At 28.3% G+C, this 18,927-nt stretch carries 16 protein-coding genes; all 16 read left to right on the plus strand.

Annotated features, from left to right (window positions below; genetic code table 11):
* Window positions 1–24 precede the first annotated feature (24 nt).
* The 16 genes from J4863_RS00320 to J4863_RS00395 all read left to right on the plus strand — a co-directional run bounded on the left by J4863_RS00320 (window position 25) and on the right by J4863_RS00395 (window position 18,900).
* A complete protein-coding gene (locus J4863_RS00320) occupies window positions 25–2,208 on the plus strand; it encodes a heavy metal translocating P-type ATPase (RefSeq protein WP_211618478.1) in 2,184 nt (727 codons plus the stop codon).
* Window positions 2,209–2,244: 36 nt separating this feature from the next.
* The gene (locus J4863_RS00325; protein ID WP_211618479.1) at window positions 2,245–2,991 is read left to right on the plus strand and encodes a hypothetical protein; all 747 of its coding nucleotides are present in this window, start codon (window positions 2,245–2,247) and stop codon (window positions 2,989–2,991) included.
* A 151-nt stretch (window positions 2,992–3,142) separates the two neighbouring features.
* On the plus strand, window positions 3,143–3,430 hold the full coding sequence (locus tag J4863_RS00330) for a hypothetical protein (RefSeq protein WP_178938259.1): 288 nt from the start codon (window positions 3,143–3,145) through the stop codon (window positions 3,428–3,430).
* 121 nt (window positions 3,431–3,551) lie between these two features.
* Entirely contained in the window at window positions 3,552–4,238 is a 687-nt protein-coding gene (gpmA, locus tag J4863_RS00335; RefSeq protein WP_211618480.1) for a 2,3-diphosphoglycerate-dependent phosphoglycerate mutase, read from the plus strand.
* Window positions 4,239–4,576: 338 nt separating this feature from the next.
* Window positions 4,577–5,017 carry a DUF333 domain-containing protein gene (locus tag J4863_RS00340; RefSeq protein WP_211618481.1) on the plus strand — a complete coding sequence of 147 codons (441 nt, stop codon included), beginning with the start codon at window positions 4,577–4,579 and terminating at the stop codon, window positions 5,015–5,017.
* A 305-nt stretch (window positions 5,018–5,322) separates the two neighbouring features.
* Window positions 5,323–5,592 carry an HPr family phosphocarrier protein gene (locus J4863_RS00345; protein WP_211618482.1) on the plus strand — a complete coding sequence of 90 codons (270 nt, stop codon included), beginning with the start codon at window positions 5,323–5,325 and terminating at the stop codon, window positions 5,590–5,592.
* Between the two features lie 148 nt (window positions 5,593–5,740).
* A complete protein-coding gene (locus J4863_RS00350; protein ID WP_211618483.1) occupies window positions 5,741–7,555 on the plus strand; it encodes a S1 RNA-binding domain-containing protein in 1,815 nt (604 codons plus the stop codon).
* A gap of 339 nt (window positions 7,556–7,894) precedes the next feature.
* Window positions 7,895–8,656 carry a site-2 protease family protein gene (locus J4863_RS00355; RefSeq protein WP_211618484.1) on the plus strand — a complete coding sequence of 254 codons (762 nt, stop codon included), beginning with the start codon at window positions 7,895–7,897 and terminating at the stop codon, window positions 8,654–8,656.
* A gap of 63 nt (window positions 8,657–8,719) precedes the next feature.
* The gene (locus J4863_RS00360; protein ID WP_211618485.1) at window positions 8,720–9,619 is read left to right on the plus strand and encodes a hypothetical protein; all 900 of its coding nucleotides are present in this window, start codon (window positions 8,720–8,722) and stop codon (window positions 9,617–9,619) included.
* The gene (locus tag J4863_RS00365) at window positions 9,595–10,545 is read left to right on the plus strand and encodes a hypothetical protein (protein WP_211618486.1); all 951 of its coding nucleotides are present in this window, start codon (window positions 9,595–9,597) and stop codon (window positions 10,543–10,545) included. The genes J4863_RS00360 and J4863_RS00365 overlap by 25 nt, the downstream gene beginning before the upstream one ends.
* Window positions 10,546–10,642: 97 nt before the next feature.
* Window positions 10,643–11,122, plus strand: a complete 480-nt coding sequence (locus J4863_RS00370) for a hypothetical protein (protein ID WP_211618487.1) — start codon at window positions 10,643–10,645, stop codon at window positions 11,120–11,122.
* 209 nt (window positions 11,123–11,331) lie between these two features.
* Entirely contained in the window at window positions 11,332–11,922 is a 591-nt protein-coding gene (locus tag J4863_RS00375) for a YigZ family protein (protein ID WP_211618488.1), read from the plus strand.
* 185 nt (window positions 11,923–12,107) lie between these two features.
* The gene (der, locus tag J4863_RS00380) at window positions 12,108–13,427 is read left to right on the plus strand and encodes a ribosome biogenesis GTPase Der (protein ID WP_211618489.1); all 1,320 of its coding nucleotides are present in this window, start codon (window positions 12,108–12,110) and stop codon (window positions 13,425–13,427) included.
* 25 nt (window positions 13,428–13,452) lie between these two features.
* On the plus strand, window positions 13,453–14,571 hold the full coding sequence (locus tag J4863_RS00385; protein ID WP_211618490.1) for an AI-2E family transporter: 1,119 nt from the start codon (window positions 13,453–13,455) through the stop codon (window positions 14,569–14,571).
* 69 nt (window positions 14,572–14,640) lie between these two features.
* The gene (locus J4863_RS00390) at window positions 14,641–15,090 is read left to right on the plus strand and encodes a MarR family winged helix-turn-helix transcriptional regulator (protein ID WP_211618491.1); all 450 of its coding nucleotides are present in this window, start codon (window positions 14,641–14,643) and stop codon (window positions 15,088–15,090) included.
* A 99-nt stretch (window positions 15,091–15,189) separates the two neighbouring features.
* Window positions 15,190–18,900 (plus strand): LPS-assembly protein LptD, encoded by a 3,711-nt coding sequence (locus tag J4863_RS00395; RefSeq protein WP_211618492.1) that lies wholly within the window; start codon window positions 15,190–15,192, stop codon window positions 18,898–18,900.
* The last annotated feature ends 27 nt before the right edge of the window (window positions 18,901–18,927 follow it).

Below are 18,927 nucleotides of genomic sequence, written 5' to 3' on the forward strand. Positions count from 1 at the left end.
GGAATAAAAAGAAAGGAAAATTTTATGGCTGGTAGAAATTATTTGCTAAATTGTGAGATTTTGCATGAAATTCGTGGGAGAATCAGAATTCGTTCAAGAGCGTTAAAATATCTTGGCGTTCACAAAGAAGAAATAACAAAGCGTTTAATGCAAGTTCATTATATAAAAAGTGTTGAAATTTCAACTATTACAGGTTCTGTACTTATTTATTTTGATAACTTTTCGCTAACTGGAGAAAATTTTGTATCTTTGCTTCAAAATACATTGAATGGGTATTTGGTGGATATTTACAAAAATGAGAAAAAACAAGCATCGAATAAATATGTGATAGAAAGACGATTACAGGAAGAATCACCAAAAGAAATTATGAAAAATATTGGAGCGGCAGTATTATTGCTTTTGCTTCCAGGTCCAAAAACAAAATTGACTGGAATTAGAAGATTATTTAATTACAAAACTATTTCAACAATTTCTTTGGCATTGCCTGTTTTAAAAAATGGAATTTTATCATTGATTCAGAATAAGCGCCCGAATGCGGATACATTGAGTTCTACGGCGATTGTAAGTAGTATCGCTTTGGGAAGTGAGCGAACAGCTTTGACAATTATGATTTTAGAAAGAATTGCAGAACTTTTGACAGCTTATACTATGAAAAAAACTCGTGGTGTAATTAAAGACATGCTAAGTGTTGGAGAAAGCTATGTTTGGAAAGCATCTGAAGATGAAGACCAAGTGGCGAAAAAAGTTCCAATTGAAGAAATTAAAAAAGGTGATTTGATACTTGTTCAAACTGGAGAAAAAATAAGTGTTGATGGAACAATTGAAAAGGGAAGTGCGGTAATTGACCAATCGGCGATTACTGGAGAATATATGCCTGTTAAAAAGGAAACAGGACAGGAAGTTTTTGCTGGAACACTTTTGAAAAGTGGAAATATTACTGTAAGAGCTGAAAAAGTTGGAGATGATAGAACGGCTTCAAGAATTATAAAATTGGTGGAAGATGCTTCATTTAACAAAGCGGACATTCAATCTTACGCCGATGCATTTTCTGCACAGTTGATACCGTTAAATTTCCTTCTTGCTGGAATAGTTTATGCTTCAACTAGAAATTTACAAAAGGCGTTGAGTATGCTTGTAATTGACTATTCATGCGGAATAAGATTGTCGACAGCGACAGCATTTTCTGCTTCAATTAATACAGCTGCTAAAAATGGAATTTTGATTAAGGGAAGCAATTATTTGGAAGAACTTTCAAAGGCTGATACTGTAATATTTGATAAAACTGGAACAATTACAGAAGGAAAACCTAAAGTTCAAACAGTAAAAACTTTTGCTAAAAATATGAAAGATAATAGAATGATTGCATTAGCTGCGGCTGCTGAAGAAACTTCTACACACCCTTTGGCGAGTGCAATTTTAAACGAAGTAAGAAATAGAGGATTAAAAATACCACGACATAAAGAAGATGTAATTAGAGTGGCGAGAGGAATTGAAACTTATGTAAATAAGGATATTATTCGTGTGGGAAGCAGAAGATACATGGAAGAAAATAATATTTCGGTAGAGATGTCAGTTGACGTGGTAAAAGGAATGCAAAATAATGGAGAAATCGTTATTTATGTGGCTAAAAATGAGAATTTAATCGGTGTAATCGGAGTTTCTGATCCACCAAGAGAAAATATCAAAAAAGCTATGAACCGTTTGAGAAATCAAGGAATAGACGATATTGTGCTACTTACAGGAGACTTGAGACAACAGGCTGAAACCATTGCAAATAGTATGTCAATGGATAGATATGAATCTGAATTGTTACCAGAAGATAAGGCAAAAGATATCTTGAAATTCCGTTCAATCGGATCAAAAGTTATTATGATTGGAGATGGAATAAACGATGCTCCAGCTCTTTCTTACGCAAATGTAGGAATAGCACTCGGAAGTACTAGAACAGATGTTGCAATGGAAGCTGCCGATGTTACAATAACTTCTGACGATCCGTTGTTAATACCAGCTGTAATCGGTTTAGCTAAAAATACTGTAAAAATTATAAAACAAAATTTTGTGATGGCGATTGGAATAAACAGTTTTGCACTTGTATTAGGTGCGACAGGATTGCTACCAGCAATATATAGTTCAGTTTTACATAATTCAATAACAATTTTAGTAGTTGGAAATTCATTAAGACTTCTAAAATATGATGTCAATAAATAGAATTTTTGTGGCGTATCTGATTTTGGAGGAAATTATATGAAAAAATTAACTTTAACGGTATTGCATAAATTACCGAATCGTGTCAGATTGAAAGTTTCACACGAAATTATTGACACAAAAAAATTTTTTGAAACAATAAAAGTTGGAGCAAAAAGTACAGCTTTACGATATAATAAAACTATAAATACATTGCTTATAACTTTTGAGCCAGAGGAAATTACGATTGATGAAGTGATTTATCGAACTGCGACAGCATTATCAGTTGAGCACGGGATGACTTCGGTAAAATTAGTGGAAGATTTTGAAGAAAAATCAATAGATTCGTTGTCTGTATATTCTGGAGCTGCGATTTTGCTTTCTTTCTTGTACGGACTTGGAAAAAGTAAAATTGAAAAATTACAATTGGATATAAACAATTTTACAGCGGGACTTACAACAGCGGCAATTATGGAACACGCCTATATGGAAACACAACGAAAAGGTTTCTTTGACATTGAAATTTTACCAGCATTGTATCTTTTAAGATCCTATATGGCAAATAGATCAGTTACAGCAATAGCACTTATGTGGCTTACAACTTTTGGACGACACCTTGTATTAAATAATGTATCGAATAAAGAAGTGAGAATTTATCGGTTAAAAGCTGAAAATGGGAAATTCCATTATGTTGTGGATGTGAAAAATGATAAAACTATTGAGAATGTAAGTGATTTAATAGATCATATATTCTTTAGCAAGAGATCAGATGAAGATTCGGATGATAAATATATAGCTTTGAAATAAATTGTGATTTAAAGTAAAAGAATTTAACAAAAGATATCAAGAAATCACCAGATTCTACAAGTAGGAGTAATTCACATAGTTATAAAAAAATATTAATATATAATTATTTGAAAAAATATAATAAATAAATTAAAAATTTGGAGGTAATAAAATGATAAAATTCGGAAGCATAAAGAAAGAGCATTTAGTGGGAGCGGCAGTTGGAGTGGGAACAGTTGCAGTTGGTTACTATTTATACAAAAAAAATCAAAGTAAAGTTGACAGTTTTTTAAGAAAACAAGGGATAAATATAAAAACATCTTCAGAAGCAACTTACGATAACATGAATCTTGAAGAATTGATGACAACAAAAGAACGTCTTGAAGATTTAATTGCTGAAAAAGAATTATCTACAAATACAGCTGTTTCAGAAACAGTTGTGGAAGTTGAAGAAAAATAGTTAATTTTTTAAAACTAAGTTACTATCAAATAAAAAAAGTTTATAAATAACACAATATTTTTATGTTTTTAAGCATAAAATGAGTGACATTAATAAAAATATTATTTTAAGGAGGAAACTTATGAAATTAGTATTAATCAGACATGGTGAAAGCCAATGGAATTTGGAAAACAAATTTACTGGTTGGAAAGATGTGGATTTGAGTCCTAAAGGAGTTGAAGAAGCAAAAGCAGGAGGGAAAGCATTAAGAGAAAAAGGATTAGTTTTCGATGTTGCTTACACATCTTACTTAAAAAGAGCTATTAAAACTTTAAATTATGTTTTGGAAGAATTGGATGAATTGTATATTCCAATTTATAAATCTTGGAGATTGAATGAAAGACACTATGGTGCATTACAAGGATTAAACAAAGCAGAAACTGCTAAAAAATACGGAGATGATCAAGTTCTTATTTGGAGAAGAAGTTTTGATGTTGCACCACCTGCAATTGACAAATCAAGTGAATATTATCCAAAATCAGACAGAAGATATGCTGATTTAACTGATGAAGAAGCACCACTTGGAGAAAGTTTGAAAGATACAATCGCAAGAGTGTTACCTTACTGGCATTCAGATATTTCAAAAAGCTTAAAAGAAGGTAAAAACGTTATTGTAGCAGCTCATGGAAACAGCTTGAGAGCATTAATAAAATATTTGTTAAATATTTCAGATGAAGATATCTTGAAATTAAACTTAACAACTGGAAAACCATTAATTTTTGAAATAGATGAAAACTTGAACGTTGTTTCATCACCAGATTCATTTTAGTCAAAATAAATAAAATAGTTTTTTTGCAAGGGCATTTTTATAGTCCTTGCTTTTTTAGTTGAAGAATAATTATCTACTCTGATTGTTATGATACTAGAACCTATTTAAAATAAAACTACTAAAATTCTATAAATTTAGGTTTTAAGTAAATAGCCATCGTTTTTAAATTTGGTTTTAAAGCAATTTTACTATAATTTAAAGAAACTAGAAGGAAATATTATTTTTGTTAAAATTAGTTTTATTTATTATACTAATAAAATTAATTGAAAAAAATGTAAAAAAAAAAAAGGGAAATATGTTATCATATTTTTACATTAAAGATAAAAAGGAGAAATAAGATGAAAAAATTAAAAGTGTTGGTAAGCATAGCAATGATAGCGTCTTGTATGACAGGAATGGCTGCAACAAAAAGAACTACAACAAAAAAAGTTACAGCAAAAAAATCTGTTATAGGAATGGCAAATCCAGCATCAGAATTTTGTGTTAAAAATGGTGGAGAATCTACTATTGTAAAAAGTAAAAACGGAGAATTCGGTGTTTGTAAATTAAAAGATGGAACAACAGTAGAAGAATGGGAATATTACAGAGAAAATAATAAAAAAGAAACTAAAGAACCCGAAAAAATGATTGGAACACCCAATCCAGCATCAGTTTTTTGTGAAAAACATGGTGGAAAATCAATCAATGTAAAAGATAAAGATGGAAACGAAACAGGAAAATGCCAATTTAAAGATGGAACAAAAGTTGATGAATGGCATTATTACAGAGAAAATAATTAGTAATAAATATGTTGTTGTTAATTATAATTATGAGATAAAAAATATTCGTGATTTTATTTGAGAAATTTTGTGAATAAAAAAGAATAAAATAAAAAGCAGTCAAACGAGTTTTTTAGTCAAAAACTTTTGTGAGGCTGTTTTTTTATTTCATAAATTATTTTAGTAAAATATAATGTAGAAATTCATTCATAAAATTTGATTATCGAAAAAATTGTAAAAAATTGAAATATGGCATTACATATGGTATAATTAAGAGAAGAACCAAGAATTTCAAAGATAAGTTAAAAAAAGGGGTTGATTTATTTATGAAAATATTAGAAGTGGAAATCAAAAATGAGCAAGGTGTTCATGCGAGACCTGCAACATTAATTGCACGTTTAGCAAAAAAATATAAATCAACGTTGAAAATCAAAAGAAAAGATGAAGAAGTTGATGCCAAAAATGTTTTTGGAATAATGACTTTAGGAGCTGAGCAAGGTGAAAAACTTACGTTAATTGCCGATGGCGAGGATGAAAATGAATTATTGGAAAATTTGAAAAAATTGATAGAAGTTGATAAATTTTTTGAAGAATAAATTTTTGGAGATTTGAAATGAAAGAAGATAATTAAAAAATTTTAAAATATAGGGGGAAAATAAAATTTTATAAATAAAATTAGAAAAATAAACAGAGAAAGGAGAAGAAATTGTTAAAAATAAATTTTAATAATTTCTAAATAACAGCATGGAAGATTTTAATTTTGAGCAAATGTTAGATGACTTCTTACCAGAAGAAAAAAAATCAGGAGATATCGTTGAAGGTATAATTACTAGAAAAGAGATGGAATATTCATACTTAGATTTAGGTTCAAAAAAAGAAGGAAGAATTATAAGTAGTGAAATAAAAGACTTTAATGTTGGAGATACTGTAGAAGTTAAGGTTTTGAGAGAAGATGAAGAGAATATAATTGTCTCTAAATTTGTGCTTGATAAAGAGAGAGAATTTGCGTCGTATGAAGTAAATGAAATTGTGACAGGAAAAGTGGATAAAAAAATTAAAGGTGGATACAATGTAAAAGTTGGGAAAAACAATGCTTTTTTACCATTTTCATTGTCAAGTTTTGATAAAAATGTAGATTATACAGGAAAAGAATTCAAATTTATAATAAAAGAAAAAACGAAAAAGAGTATTACTGTTTCAAGAACAGATTTAGTAAAAGAAGAAGAACAAAAATATTTTGATTCAATAAATGAAGGCGATGTAGTAACTGGAAAAGTTAAAGAAGTTCTTGATTTTGGAGTAATCTTAGATTTAGGAGTAACAACTGGATTTGTGCATATTTCAGAAGTTTCATGGGATCAAGTTAATGATTTAGTTGAAAGATTTGGAATTGGTGAAGAAGTTAGTGCGAAAATTATTGAAAAAGATAGTGAAAAACATAAATTGAAATTAAGTATTAAACAATTATCGCAAGATCCATGGGAAATTTTCTTGAGTTCTCATAAAGTAGGCGATGTAGTAACTGCAGAAGTTAAAGAAATTCTTGATTTTGGATTGATTGTGTCTGTTGATGGAAATAATGGATTTGTACATGTTTCTGAATTGGCTTGGCATAATGGTGCAAAAGCGTTGAAAAACTATAATGTAAATGATAAAATTGAAGCTAAAATTATTCAAATTGAAGAAGATAGAAAAAATGTTAAATTAAGTGTAAAACAATTGGAAGAAAATCCTTGGGAGAAAGTGAAAGAAAAATACCAAATTGGTGAAGTATTGGAAAGACCGATTACAGAAGTGTTTGATTTTGGAATATTAGTTTCACTTGAAAAAGATATTGAAGGATTGTTACACATTTCGGATATTTCTTACAGAAAAGTAACAAATTTAACATCAAAATACAATGTTGGAGATATTATTAAATTTAAAATAATCGACTTTAATGATGAAAAAAATAGAGTTTCATTGAGTTCAAAAGCATTATTAGACGATAAATGGGAAAAAATAGAAGATAATTATGATTTTAATTCTACTCTTTCAGGAAAAATAAGAAATATTCAAGAATATGGAATTTTTGTGGAATTGGAAGAAGGAATTGAAGTATTTATTCACAAAAACGAGTTTTCTTGGGATAGAAAAGAAGAAAAAGTTTATAAAAAAGGTGATACAGTAGAATTCAAAGTGATTTCATTTGATAAAGCTGAGAAAAAATTAGCTGGAAGTATCAAGCAGTTAACAACTTCTCCTTGGAAAGAAGTTACAGCTTTATACAAAAAAGGGAATAAATTAACTGTGAAAATAGTTGAAATCCAAGAAAATTTTGTTTTAGTTAAATTGACTGACAGATTTAATGGAATTATTCCTAAAAAAGAATTAACAAAAGAATTCTTAAAAGATATTTCTGAAAAATTCTCTGTGGGAGATGAAGTTGAAGCGATTATTATTGAAGAAAATGAGAGAAAAAAATCAATTGTTTTATCAGTAAGAAAAGTTGCTGAAATGGAAGAAAAAGAAGAAATGGAAGAATTGTTGAAAATTTATGGCGTTGGAGAATCTAATTAAGAAATAATTAAAAAATAAATTATATAAGTGAAGTTATTTCATAAAAGTATTTGAATTATAAATAATTTTTTAAAATTATTAAAAGCAAAAATATATTTATAATGGATTATATTTTATGGATTAGCTTCATTTTTTACTATAAAAAAATTTGTTGAAGCCTTTAAAAATAAAAATTTGTTGATTTTTATAAAGTACAAAAATCGAAAAAAATACAAAGTGCTGCTACAAATGTTTTAAAGATAATCGTAAGAGAAAAAAAGGAAAACTTTAAAAAAAACAAGAAAAAAAATAAAAAGTATGATATAATAAACCATACGGAAAACATTTGGAAGGAAACGTATGAAAAAAATAAGAAATTATTATGAAAAATTTAAAATATTGAATCCTGAGTACACGAAATTGAAATTGTGTTTTCTTTTATTAGTAATCGTGTCACTTTTGTATATGTGTGTATTTAATATGGGGATTTCGTGTGACATTGTAATTGCAATAATTATTTTCATTTTGTCAGTTACATTTCATGAGGTGGCTCATGGTTATGTGGCTTATAAATTTGGAGATAGTACAGCGAAGGATGCTGGTAGAATAACGCTGAATCCGATTAAACATTTAGATTTTGCAGGAATGATGTTACCGATTTTAATATTGCTAAGTGGTTCGAAATTTTTGATTGGATGGTTGAAGCCTGTTCCAGTTGATTTTTCAGAATTGAAACCGCATAGATTGGGATTATTTTGTGTGGCGATTGCTGGAGTTGTTATGAATTTTATTTTAGCAATAATAGCTTTAATCATTTTAAAAATAAGTGTTGAATTTTTGACACCAAATAATATGATAATAACGATAGCAACATATACTTTAGTAATAAATTTATCATTAGCAATTTTTAATTTAATACCTGTGACACCGCTAGATGGTGGGAGAATATTGTATTCAATATCAGGAGAAAAAATAAAAAATTTCTATAATAAAATAGAAAATTATGGAATAGTAATCGTATTCTGTTTTGTTTATTCGGGAATTTTTGCAAACGTATTTTCAAAAATTTTAACATTTTGTTTAAAATTGATGAATGTAAATATAGAGTTAGAATTGATGTAATTGTGATTAGATAAAAAAATAAAAAAGGAAGTGATTAAGATAAAAAGGACGACACTATTGGTAATGACTGTATTTTTGTTAGCTAATCTTGAATTGAGTGCATTTTCTCAAAAGGAGAAAATACAAGAAACTTTATCGAAAATCGGAGTAAGTCAAAAAATAATAGATGAAACTATAAAATTAGATTTTGAAATAAGAGATACGATAACATTTGAGAATGATGAGAATATTATTAATGAGAGAGTGAAAAAATTGGAAGCTCTTTTGGATAAAGATAAAAGAAATTATATAGTTTCACAAGCATTAATAACGATTTTTGAGTCAAAAATTGGTTCAAATTATGAAAAATATTTAGATTTATTTGTGCAATATACGCCTTACGAATATGAGAAGATTTTTTCAAAAATGGTGTATTATCGAGGAATTGGAAATTTAGAAGAATTTAATAAATATATGACTGAGCTAGAGAAAAAGTATAAAAACAAACCTATTTGGGAATTGATAAAATTATATCAAACTGAAGATGCAAATAAACGTGAAATTTTGACGAAAAAAGTATTGAGTTTGATGGAAAAAGAGAGCTTTAGAAAAGAGGTTGGTCTTTCTGACGAGGCTTTTTATTTTATGAAATTGACGTATTACTTGAACCGATTGAGAGATCATTATAATAATGGTGAGATTGAAAAAGGAGTCGAGGAATACTTAAAAGAAGTGGCTTCTACGAATGTAAGTAGAGAAGTAGAAGATTACAATTTACGAGCAGAAGTAATTTTGTTTTTTAATGTTACAATAATGAATGAGGAAATTCAAAATATAGGATTGCGTGAGGAAAATGCTGACAAATTGGAGCAAACACGGATTTCTAAAAGAATTAAGGAAGAAACTGATAAAGATTCAGAATTTTTAAATAAAGTTTTCAGTTTGGAAATGGACGAATTATGGAATCAGACAATGAAGGTATAGAAAGTAAAGGAGACAAGGGAGTTTTGGGATATAGAATGAAGAAGAAATTAGCAGTTGCGATGTTTTTTATTTTTGGAAGTGTCGTAGGAAATGCGTATACAAAAAAGGAAATAATACGAAGTGATTTAACAAAAATAGGTGCAAGCAGAGATATTATAAATAGTACAATAAAAATAGATTATGATTTGAGGGATTCGCCTCAATTTATAAATGATGAAAAAGCTCTTGAAGCTCAAAAAAAAGATTTAGAAGGTTTATTAAGTAAAAACAATAAGAATTATGTAGTTTTAGGAAAATTAATAAATTTATATTTAGTAGGTTCTAAAAAAGACTTGAATAAAGCAAAAAAATATTTGGATGAATTTGTGAAGTATAATCCGTATGAATATGATCAATTGCTTTTAACATATAGATATTATGATGCTATGAATGATACAAAAAAGAAAAAAGAATATTATGAAAAGGTAAAAGCTAGATACGGAGATAGCTTTATGTTGAAAATTTTAGATGCTTCTCAAGAAAAAGATGAAAAGAAGAAACAAAAGATTTTAGAAAATGTGTTAAATGCTTTATCTGATAAAAAAATTCGTGATATGTATAGAATGTCAGATGAAGAATACAGAGGAATGAAACTGACTTATTATTTGAGTAAGTCAATGTTAGATTCAGATAAAAAGGAATATGCAAAAGCTGTTAGTGATTACATAAATAATATTTTAGGAGAAAAAGTTTCGAACGAAATGCTTGACTATAATTTTCAGAGAGAAATGGTGTTATTTTTTAGTATTTTAGGAATAAATGATAAGCTAGAAGATAAAACGCTTATGAAAGAAAATTATAAAATATTGGATGTGAGTCCAATTGCTAAAAAAGTTAGAGCTAAAATGAAAGAAGATAACAAATTTTTAGAAGAATTTTTAAAATAAATGCTAGAAAATTATTTTGTTTTATGATATTATAACTATTAATTTACAGAGAATTTTGACAGATTGTCGAATAATGGGAATTAAAGGAGAGTTTAAAATGTTGAAAAAAGTAATTACATTGGGATTGGTCATCGCAAGTATAAGTTTTTTAGGAAGTGCAAAATCTTTAAGAAAAATTGAAGTGCAAAAAAATGTGAAAAATACAGTTGTTGTAAGAAAAAATACAACTGGTAAAAAGGTTGAGAAAGAATTAAATAGTCAAGAATATGCTGATGTTTTGAAAAAATTTATGGAAAAATCTGAAAAATATTTAGAGACAGGAAATAAGAAGAAAATGTTTGAAGATTACATAAATGATATTGAGAATGCGAAAGTTTCTGAAAAAGTGTTAAAAGATAACTATGATGAGGATAAAGAGGCTTTTCAACTGGTTGAATTAGCGTTATTTATGAAGAGTTCATATTCTAATGGCGAAGATGCTAAAAAATTAACAAATGCAGATTATGAAAAAATGCAAAAAGAATTTGTTAAGACGAAGAAATATCAGCAATTAGAAGAATATGTGACTATTCAATAAAATTTTTTGAAATAATATTAAATATGGGATAAGATAGATAAATAGGGTAATTATAGATTATATTATTTATTGAAAAAAATTACCGTAAAATAAAAACTCAGATATACTTAATTTACTTGAAAATAGGTTATCTGAGATTTATTTTTATTAAATATTAAGTATTCATAATTTTAGTCGTGGAAGTTTTAAAAAAGTGAGGAGGGAAAAAATTGAATACAGTAGCAAAAGAAACAATAATTGAATTTGAGGAAAAAAAATCGAAATTTATAGGTTACATAAAACCAGTTTCAAGCGTAAGGGAAGCAGAAAAATTTATAAACGGAATAAAAGAAATGCACCCAAATGCCACGCATAATGTGCCACTTTATCGAGTAATTGAAAATGGACAAGAATATTTCAAGTATAATGATGACGGAGAGCCGACAAACACAGCAGGGAAGCCAATGGCAGAAATATTAAATATTTTAAATGTATATAATGTCGCCTTAGTTGCAACAAGATATTTTGGTGGTATAAAGCTAGGTGCTGGAGGTTTAATAAGAAATTATGCGAAAACAGCAAAATTAGCAGTAAATGAAGCAGAAATTATAAAATATGTAGAAAAATCAACATTCATAATTGATTATGATTACGAATATACTTCGGAAATTGAAGCATTTTTAAATGCAAATCAAAATGTGTACAATATTGAAATTTTAGAAAAAAATTATGCAGATAGAGTTACTATGAAAATTAGTGCAAATGCGGAAATTGAAGAGAAATTAAATGAAATGCCAAAGTTGATAGTGATAAAATTTTAAGTATTTTTAGATTGAGCATATAATTGTGGCATAAAAAATTATATTTAGAAATTAAAAAAAACTAAAAAGTTATAGCAATAATTGAGTTTTCAAGAAAAATTTTGTTGTGAAAAATTAAAAAAAATAGTAAAATACATAGTAACAAAAAAATCAAAAAAAGATATAAATAATTTTAGGAGGAAAAAATGAAACAAGTAGTCGCAATCGTCGGGAGACCGAATGTGGGAAAATCAACGTTATTTAACAAATTGATAGGAGATAGGTTGTCAATTGTTAAAAATGAGCCAGGAGTAACAAGAGATAGACTTTATAGAGAAACAGAGTGGTCTGGGAAAGAATTTTTATTAGTAGATACAGGTGGACTTGAACCAAGAACAAATGATTTTATGATGAGTAAAATTAAACAACAGGCCCAAGTAGCTATTGATGAAGCTGATGTAATAATTTTTTTGGTAGATGGAAAAGCTGGAATTACTGGGTTAGATGAAGATGTAGCAAATGTTTTGAGAAAACAGGATAAAAAAGTAGTTGTGGCCGTTAATAAAATTGATAATTATATGAGAGACCAAGAAAATATTTTGGAATTTTATGCGTTAGGATTTGAGGAAGTTATTGGAATTTCTGGAGAACACAAAACAAATTTAGGTGATTTGTTGGATGCAGTAGTTGAAAAATTTGATGATGAAAAAGAGGTTGAGGAAGAAGATAGTTTGAAAATAGCAATCCTGGGAAGACCAAATGCTGGGAAATCTTCGCTAGTAAATAAATTATTGAATGAGGAACGTTCAATTGTAAGTGATATGGCTGGAACGACTAGAGATGCGATTGATTCTAGCTTGAAATACGATGGGGATAAATTCACATTGATTGATACAGCTGGGATTAGAAGAAAATCAAAAGTTGAGGATTCAATAGAATATTACAGTGTTTTGAGAGCGGTAAAATCAATAAAAAGAGCAGATGTTTGTGTATTGATGTTAGATGCGACAGAGTTGTTAACAGATCAAGATAAAAGAGTTGTGGGATTGATTTATGAAGAGAGAAAACCAATTATTATTGCAGTTAATAAATGGGATTTAATTGAAAAAAATAATAATAGTGTGAAGGAATTTACTGAGTTGGTAAAAGCAGATTTGTCATTTTTAGATTATGCGCCGATTGTGACAATATCAGCGTTGACTGGAAAAAGAACAATAAATATTTTAGAGCAAGCGAGATTTATTAACGAAGAATATCATAAGAAAATAACAACTGGATTATTGAATCAAATTTTAGCAGAAATAATTGCACAAAATCCTGTTCCTACGAGAAAAGGTAGAGCCGTTAAAATCAATTATGCGACTCAAGTAAGCCAAGCACCGCCAAAATTTGTATTTTTCTCAAACAATCCAGATTTAATTCATTTTTCGTACCAAAGATACATTGAAAACAAATTGAGAGAGTATTTTGGATTTGAAGGATGCCCAATTGACATTGTATTTAACAGAAAAAACAGTGCTTACTAAACGTTAAAAGGAAGGAAATGAATTAATGAAATTTTATAATGAAGAAAAATTTACAAAAATTCGTAATATTTTGATTGTGAGTGTGTTGACTTTATTGACAATATTGTTATTTTTTAAAGTTTACGAATATTTTGTGAAACCGATTAATTTAGTGATAAGTACGATTTTTCCTTTCATTTTGTCGTTTATAATTGTGTATGCATTGATGCCAATTATAGATATGATAAGTGTTTCAGATGATGAAGAGAAGCAAAAAAAATTGATAAAAAAAGTGGATGGGAAAATAAGATTAAATAGAAATTTAGCAATTTTAGTTGTTTTAACAATATTTTGTGCGATTTTTTTGTATATCGTTTTGACAATAATTCCGCTTGTAACTAAACAATTATCAGGATTAATTGAATTTTTTATAAAGAATCAAGACCAATTTCAAAAAAATACGTTTAAGTTTTTAGAAGATAATAATATTGATTTAAAAACGACAATATTAAATTCAAAAGATGCGATTATTAGTAATGTGTTAAAAGTTTTGAGTTCAAGTTTTTCATTGATGAGCAGTACTTTTACGCTATTATTTATGACGCCAATTTTTACGATAATGTTGATTTTTAGCTATGATTCGATAGAAAGAGGCGTTAAAAATAGATTGGATGCTTTGGATTTGAGCAAAGAAAAAAATTTGATAAAAGAAATTGATAAATCAATAGGAGATTATATAAAGGTAACGATTATAGACAGTTTGATTGTGGGAGTTTTATCTTATATTATATTTTATTTTGTGAAATTAGATTATAGTTTATTGTTCTCGATGATTATTGGTTTTGGAAATGTTATTCCATTTTTAGGGCCTTTTATCGGATTGGTGCCAGTAGTTCTTTTTGCAATAACAAAATCGTGGCAATTGGCATTATGGATAGTCGTGTTTATTACAATTATTCAAACTGTAGAAGCGAATATAATAAAACCATGGTTAACTAGTAAAAGTGTTAATATTCATCCAATTACGACGCTTTTAGTAGTTTTAATTGGAGGAGCTTTATTTGGAATGGGAGGAGCCTTTATTGCAATTCCTGTTTATGTAATTATAAAAAAAGTTTTGGAATTTTATTTTCCAGTCTTAAAAATAGGTGCGAAAATAGAATAAGAGTGATTGACAAAAGTAAAAATATGATATAGTATATGTACATACAAACAAAATTTAAGGAGAGAAAAAATGGGATGTAGTAAAGGAGAAGAAAAAATAAATGGCTGTTTATATTTTACTATCTCGAAAATGTTTAGACTTCTAAATAAAATAGCCGAAGAATCGTTTGAAGGAATGAATATGTGTTCGACGCATGCATTTTTGTTAGTGTTGTTACAAGAGGAACCAAAAGGATTGTCTGTGAATGAAATTTCAGAAGCATTGACGATAGCTCCTTCGACAGTTACGAGATTTGTTGACAAATTGGCTGCAAAAGGATATGTTGAAAGAATAAAAATTGGAAAACATTCCTATACAAAAATAACTGATGAAGGGCAAAAAATTATGCCAGAAGTTTATAAAGCGTGGCACAGTATTTTTGATAAAATAGAGACTTTGGTTGGAGATCAGAAATATCTGGAAGAAACGAAAGAGAAGTTTATTGAATTTACGAATATTATAGAGAATGGGAAAAAATAAATAAATTGCTAAATTGATTGATTGTGTGACAATGAATTGTTTTTTATATAAAAAAATGATATAATTCAAAAGACAAAAAACTTAAAAAAGGTTGAAAATATGAGAAAAATAAAACATAAACAAGTATTGATTTTGCTGTTCTATATTTTACTTTTTGCAAGATTAAAGGCAGAAAATGGAGTTATAGAATTAGAAACACAAAAATCAGTAATCGATTTAGAGAAGGAATCAATAGAAACAAAAGGTAACGTATCATTGAAATATAATGATGTTACTATTCAAGCCGATAATTTGAAAAAATTGGCTAAAAAAAATATAATTTTTGCTCATGGAAATGTCGAATTCAATCAAGGTTCGCAAATTATAAAGGCAGATCAAGTAGTTTATGATATGGATAATAGAAAGGCCAAAATGTTTGGTGCTGAAAGTTATGATGTGAATTTAAAATTAAGATATGGTGGTGAAGAAATACTGAGTGAAGAGCCAGATCCTAAAAAATCTTCAGGAAAACAATCACCAAGAAAAATAACCGTAAAAAATGGTTGGTTTACATCAAGTCCGTATGAAAAGCCAAATTATAAGGTGAATTCGAGAGAATTGGATATATACCCTAATAGAAAAGTTGTCGCCAAAGATATTGGTATAGTTGCAGCTGGGAAAACTTGGCTGAAATTACCGTACTATGTGGTTTCCTTAAAACCGCAAAGTCAGAGAGCGACATTATTTCCGTATATTGGATCAGATAGCGATAGAGGATTGTATGGAATATGGGGATTTGATTATGATAAAGGTCCATTAGCACAGGGATTTGTAGATTTTGAGCTTAGTGCAAAGAAAAAATTAGCATTAAAATTTTCTAATGATTATAATTTTTCAAATGGGAATAGCGGAAATATATTTATAAATAGATTGGTTGTTCCGATTGGTAACCGTAAAAGAGAATGGGATTTTTCATTAAATCATAAATTTGTTAGTACACCAAAAAAAGAGGCGGAAGACAGAAAATTTTATGATTTAGGTTACGGAATATGGAATTTGAATTATAAAAATATGACTACAAATTTGATGAGAGCTGTAGATGGTGTTAAATTGAATGACGATTATACAGCTTATGTTAATAAGTATAATAAAATCGGACTTTATGACTTTAAGATTGATCAAGAGCTTGGAAGAAATGGAGAATTTAATTTAAATTACAATTGGACATCTGATAGGGAAGCATTAAGAGAGTTGACAAAAATTAATGATGATATCGTTGATAGAGACGAACTTGACCCTAGAAAAACTGATGTTGATTTGTATAAAAGTGTAAAATATATCAATGGAAATAACGATGTTTCTGTTGGAGTAGACAATGAAGAATTTATGGATATTAATCCAGGATATGTGGGAGACTTAAACTCGTATAGGAAAAAAAGAAATTATTTTATAGATTTGAGAGGACCTAAAATTCGTTTTGAGTATTTAAATTCAGATAAAGATGAATACGGAGAAGTACGTGGAATGAGAGAGCGTGACGATGCAGATTGGTATTCATTGGAAACTGGTACAATTAGATGGGTTCCAAAAGTGGCTTATGATAAGCGAAAAGAGCAATCTATGACTTTTGGAAATTATTATCCTTTCAAAAAAAGTGAATTTTTTGGATACGAGCCAAGAACAGCATACCAAAATTTGACAAATACATTATATTTTGGAGCTCAAACAAAACAAGTTGATGTAAAACGAAAAGAGTATGAATACGATTACACAAGAGATAATCCTAATTATAATAATTTATTTTTGGATTTGACGGCAGATGCAAACAGTAAAACATACAAAGTTTACGAAGATGCTGAAAGAATCAGAAGAGCGAAAAAAATTATTTCTGAAAAATATAGATCACAAAAGTTCAATGTAGGAAATGATAGAATTGATATTCCATTGAAAGATTCGTATATTTCATATGATTTTAGTATTGAAGCGAGAGATTACGAGAATACTTACATTCCAGAATTTAGTGGTGGTAGAAAAATAGAAGATGTTAATTCGACAACTGGATATAAATTAGCAACAGATGCAAGTGGAAATCCGATGAAACAAAAACCAGCAGTAAATATTGGAGCATTAAATGCAAAATTGTATACTACAATTTTTGACAATACTGCAAAAACAAATAATAAATATGACGTAAAAGTTGTAAATGATGCAGATTTTACATTCCAAAAAGTTGATGCGAAAAGAACGATGTTCAATGGATATGATATCATCGAAACACCGACTGATGTTTTAGGATTAAAAAATAATTTTAGATATAGTATTGGGAATGTAAATTTCAATTATATTTTAACAATGAGAGATGATAAACATGCAGTTGATAATTGGTTAAAAAATCGTTACGTAAGAAATTATTTGAAGGCTGATATTGATAATAAACGTTTTGTGAGTTTAGATTTTGAGAGAAATGACGAATATGAATTTGAAAATTTTAGATCAGAACAAACGTTTAACAGAGAAGTTCAATATGGATATGTAACAGATAATGACAATGCATTTTTATATAGATATTCTGATAGAAATAAACGATATTTTCCATATAACGAAACTATAGGATGGGACAGAAAGAAATATAAGGAAGCCTATCGAGACAGAACATTCGGAGTTAATTTTAATGAATGGGGAGTAGAATATTCAAATGTAATGAATCAAATAAATGATATTTACGGAAATAGTGCAACTTTTGGAACTCCTGATTTAAAATTGAAAACGAATTTACATAGATTCGGTTTCGTTTATGATACAACAAAAATGAAAAATAAAAAGTTTGAATCAGATCATTATTTTAGAGCTAGTTACGGTTTTGGAAAGAAAAAATATAGAGATATAAATGCAACACCGACTAATGCAACGGATGACGTTTATTCTTCTGGAAGTGATTATACAACAATTAGTTTGTTATATAGATATGAAAATAATGCTAAACCAAAATATGCAAAAGATAAAACTGAAGAAACTGAAAAGGTTGCGAATGAAAATCAGGATATAAAATTAGTACAAGATTCAAATACAAAAGAATTTTCGATTGCTAATTCTAATAATCAAATTGATAAAATAAATATTGATACTAAAGATCAGTTATTTTTGAGTAATGAAGAAGAACAAGCGTATAAAAGTTATGTTGAAGAAGAAAAATATAGACAAAATAAATTTAACTTGAATGACTTTAATTCTAAATTACAAGATTTAAGAAAAGGTAAAAAATATTTCCAAGTGGGATTAGATATGGAAATTGACGGTTCAGATTCTTTACATAAAACAAATTATAAAGGAATTGACCGATTGAATGACTTGACATTCAAAATTGAAGCTGGATACTTAGAAAAATTCTTTATGGGATATAAATTTATAATGGAAAGACCAGATAGAATTTATAGAGATGTGCCAGGTCGTAAAAGTACGTTTAATTTCAGAAAACATGAACTTGAAGGAAAATACATGTTTGGACAAGATCCTGATAAACCTTGGTGGGTAGGAGCAAAAGTACAATATGTACAAGATGGAGCTCCAAAAGCTTCAGATCCAGAAATTTTCGAAAGTTCGTCAGCAGCAATAAGAGCAAACAAATTAACATTAGGAATGGCTACAATAAGTCATAGATTCGAAAATGTTGAATGGGAAATCGGTGCTGGAATGAAATGGGATAAACCTGACAATAAAAAATTAGGATACTACCCAGTAGTAACATTAAAATTTGGAATAGTAACATTCCCAGAAAAAAATGTTCAATTAAATTACAGCGGTGGTGGAATCCAATTCGGAGCTGGATTATAAAACAAAGTTAAATACGAAAAATACTTA

Origin of the sequence: Leptotrichia sp. oral taxon 221, assembly GCF_018128245.1 — a bacterium.
GTDB lineage: Bacteria > Fusobacteriota > Fusobacteriia > Fusobacteriales > Leptotrichiaceae > JABCPH02.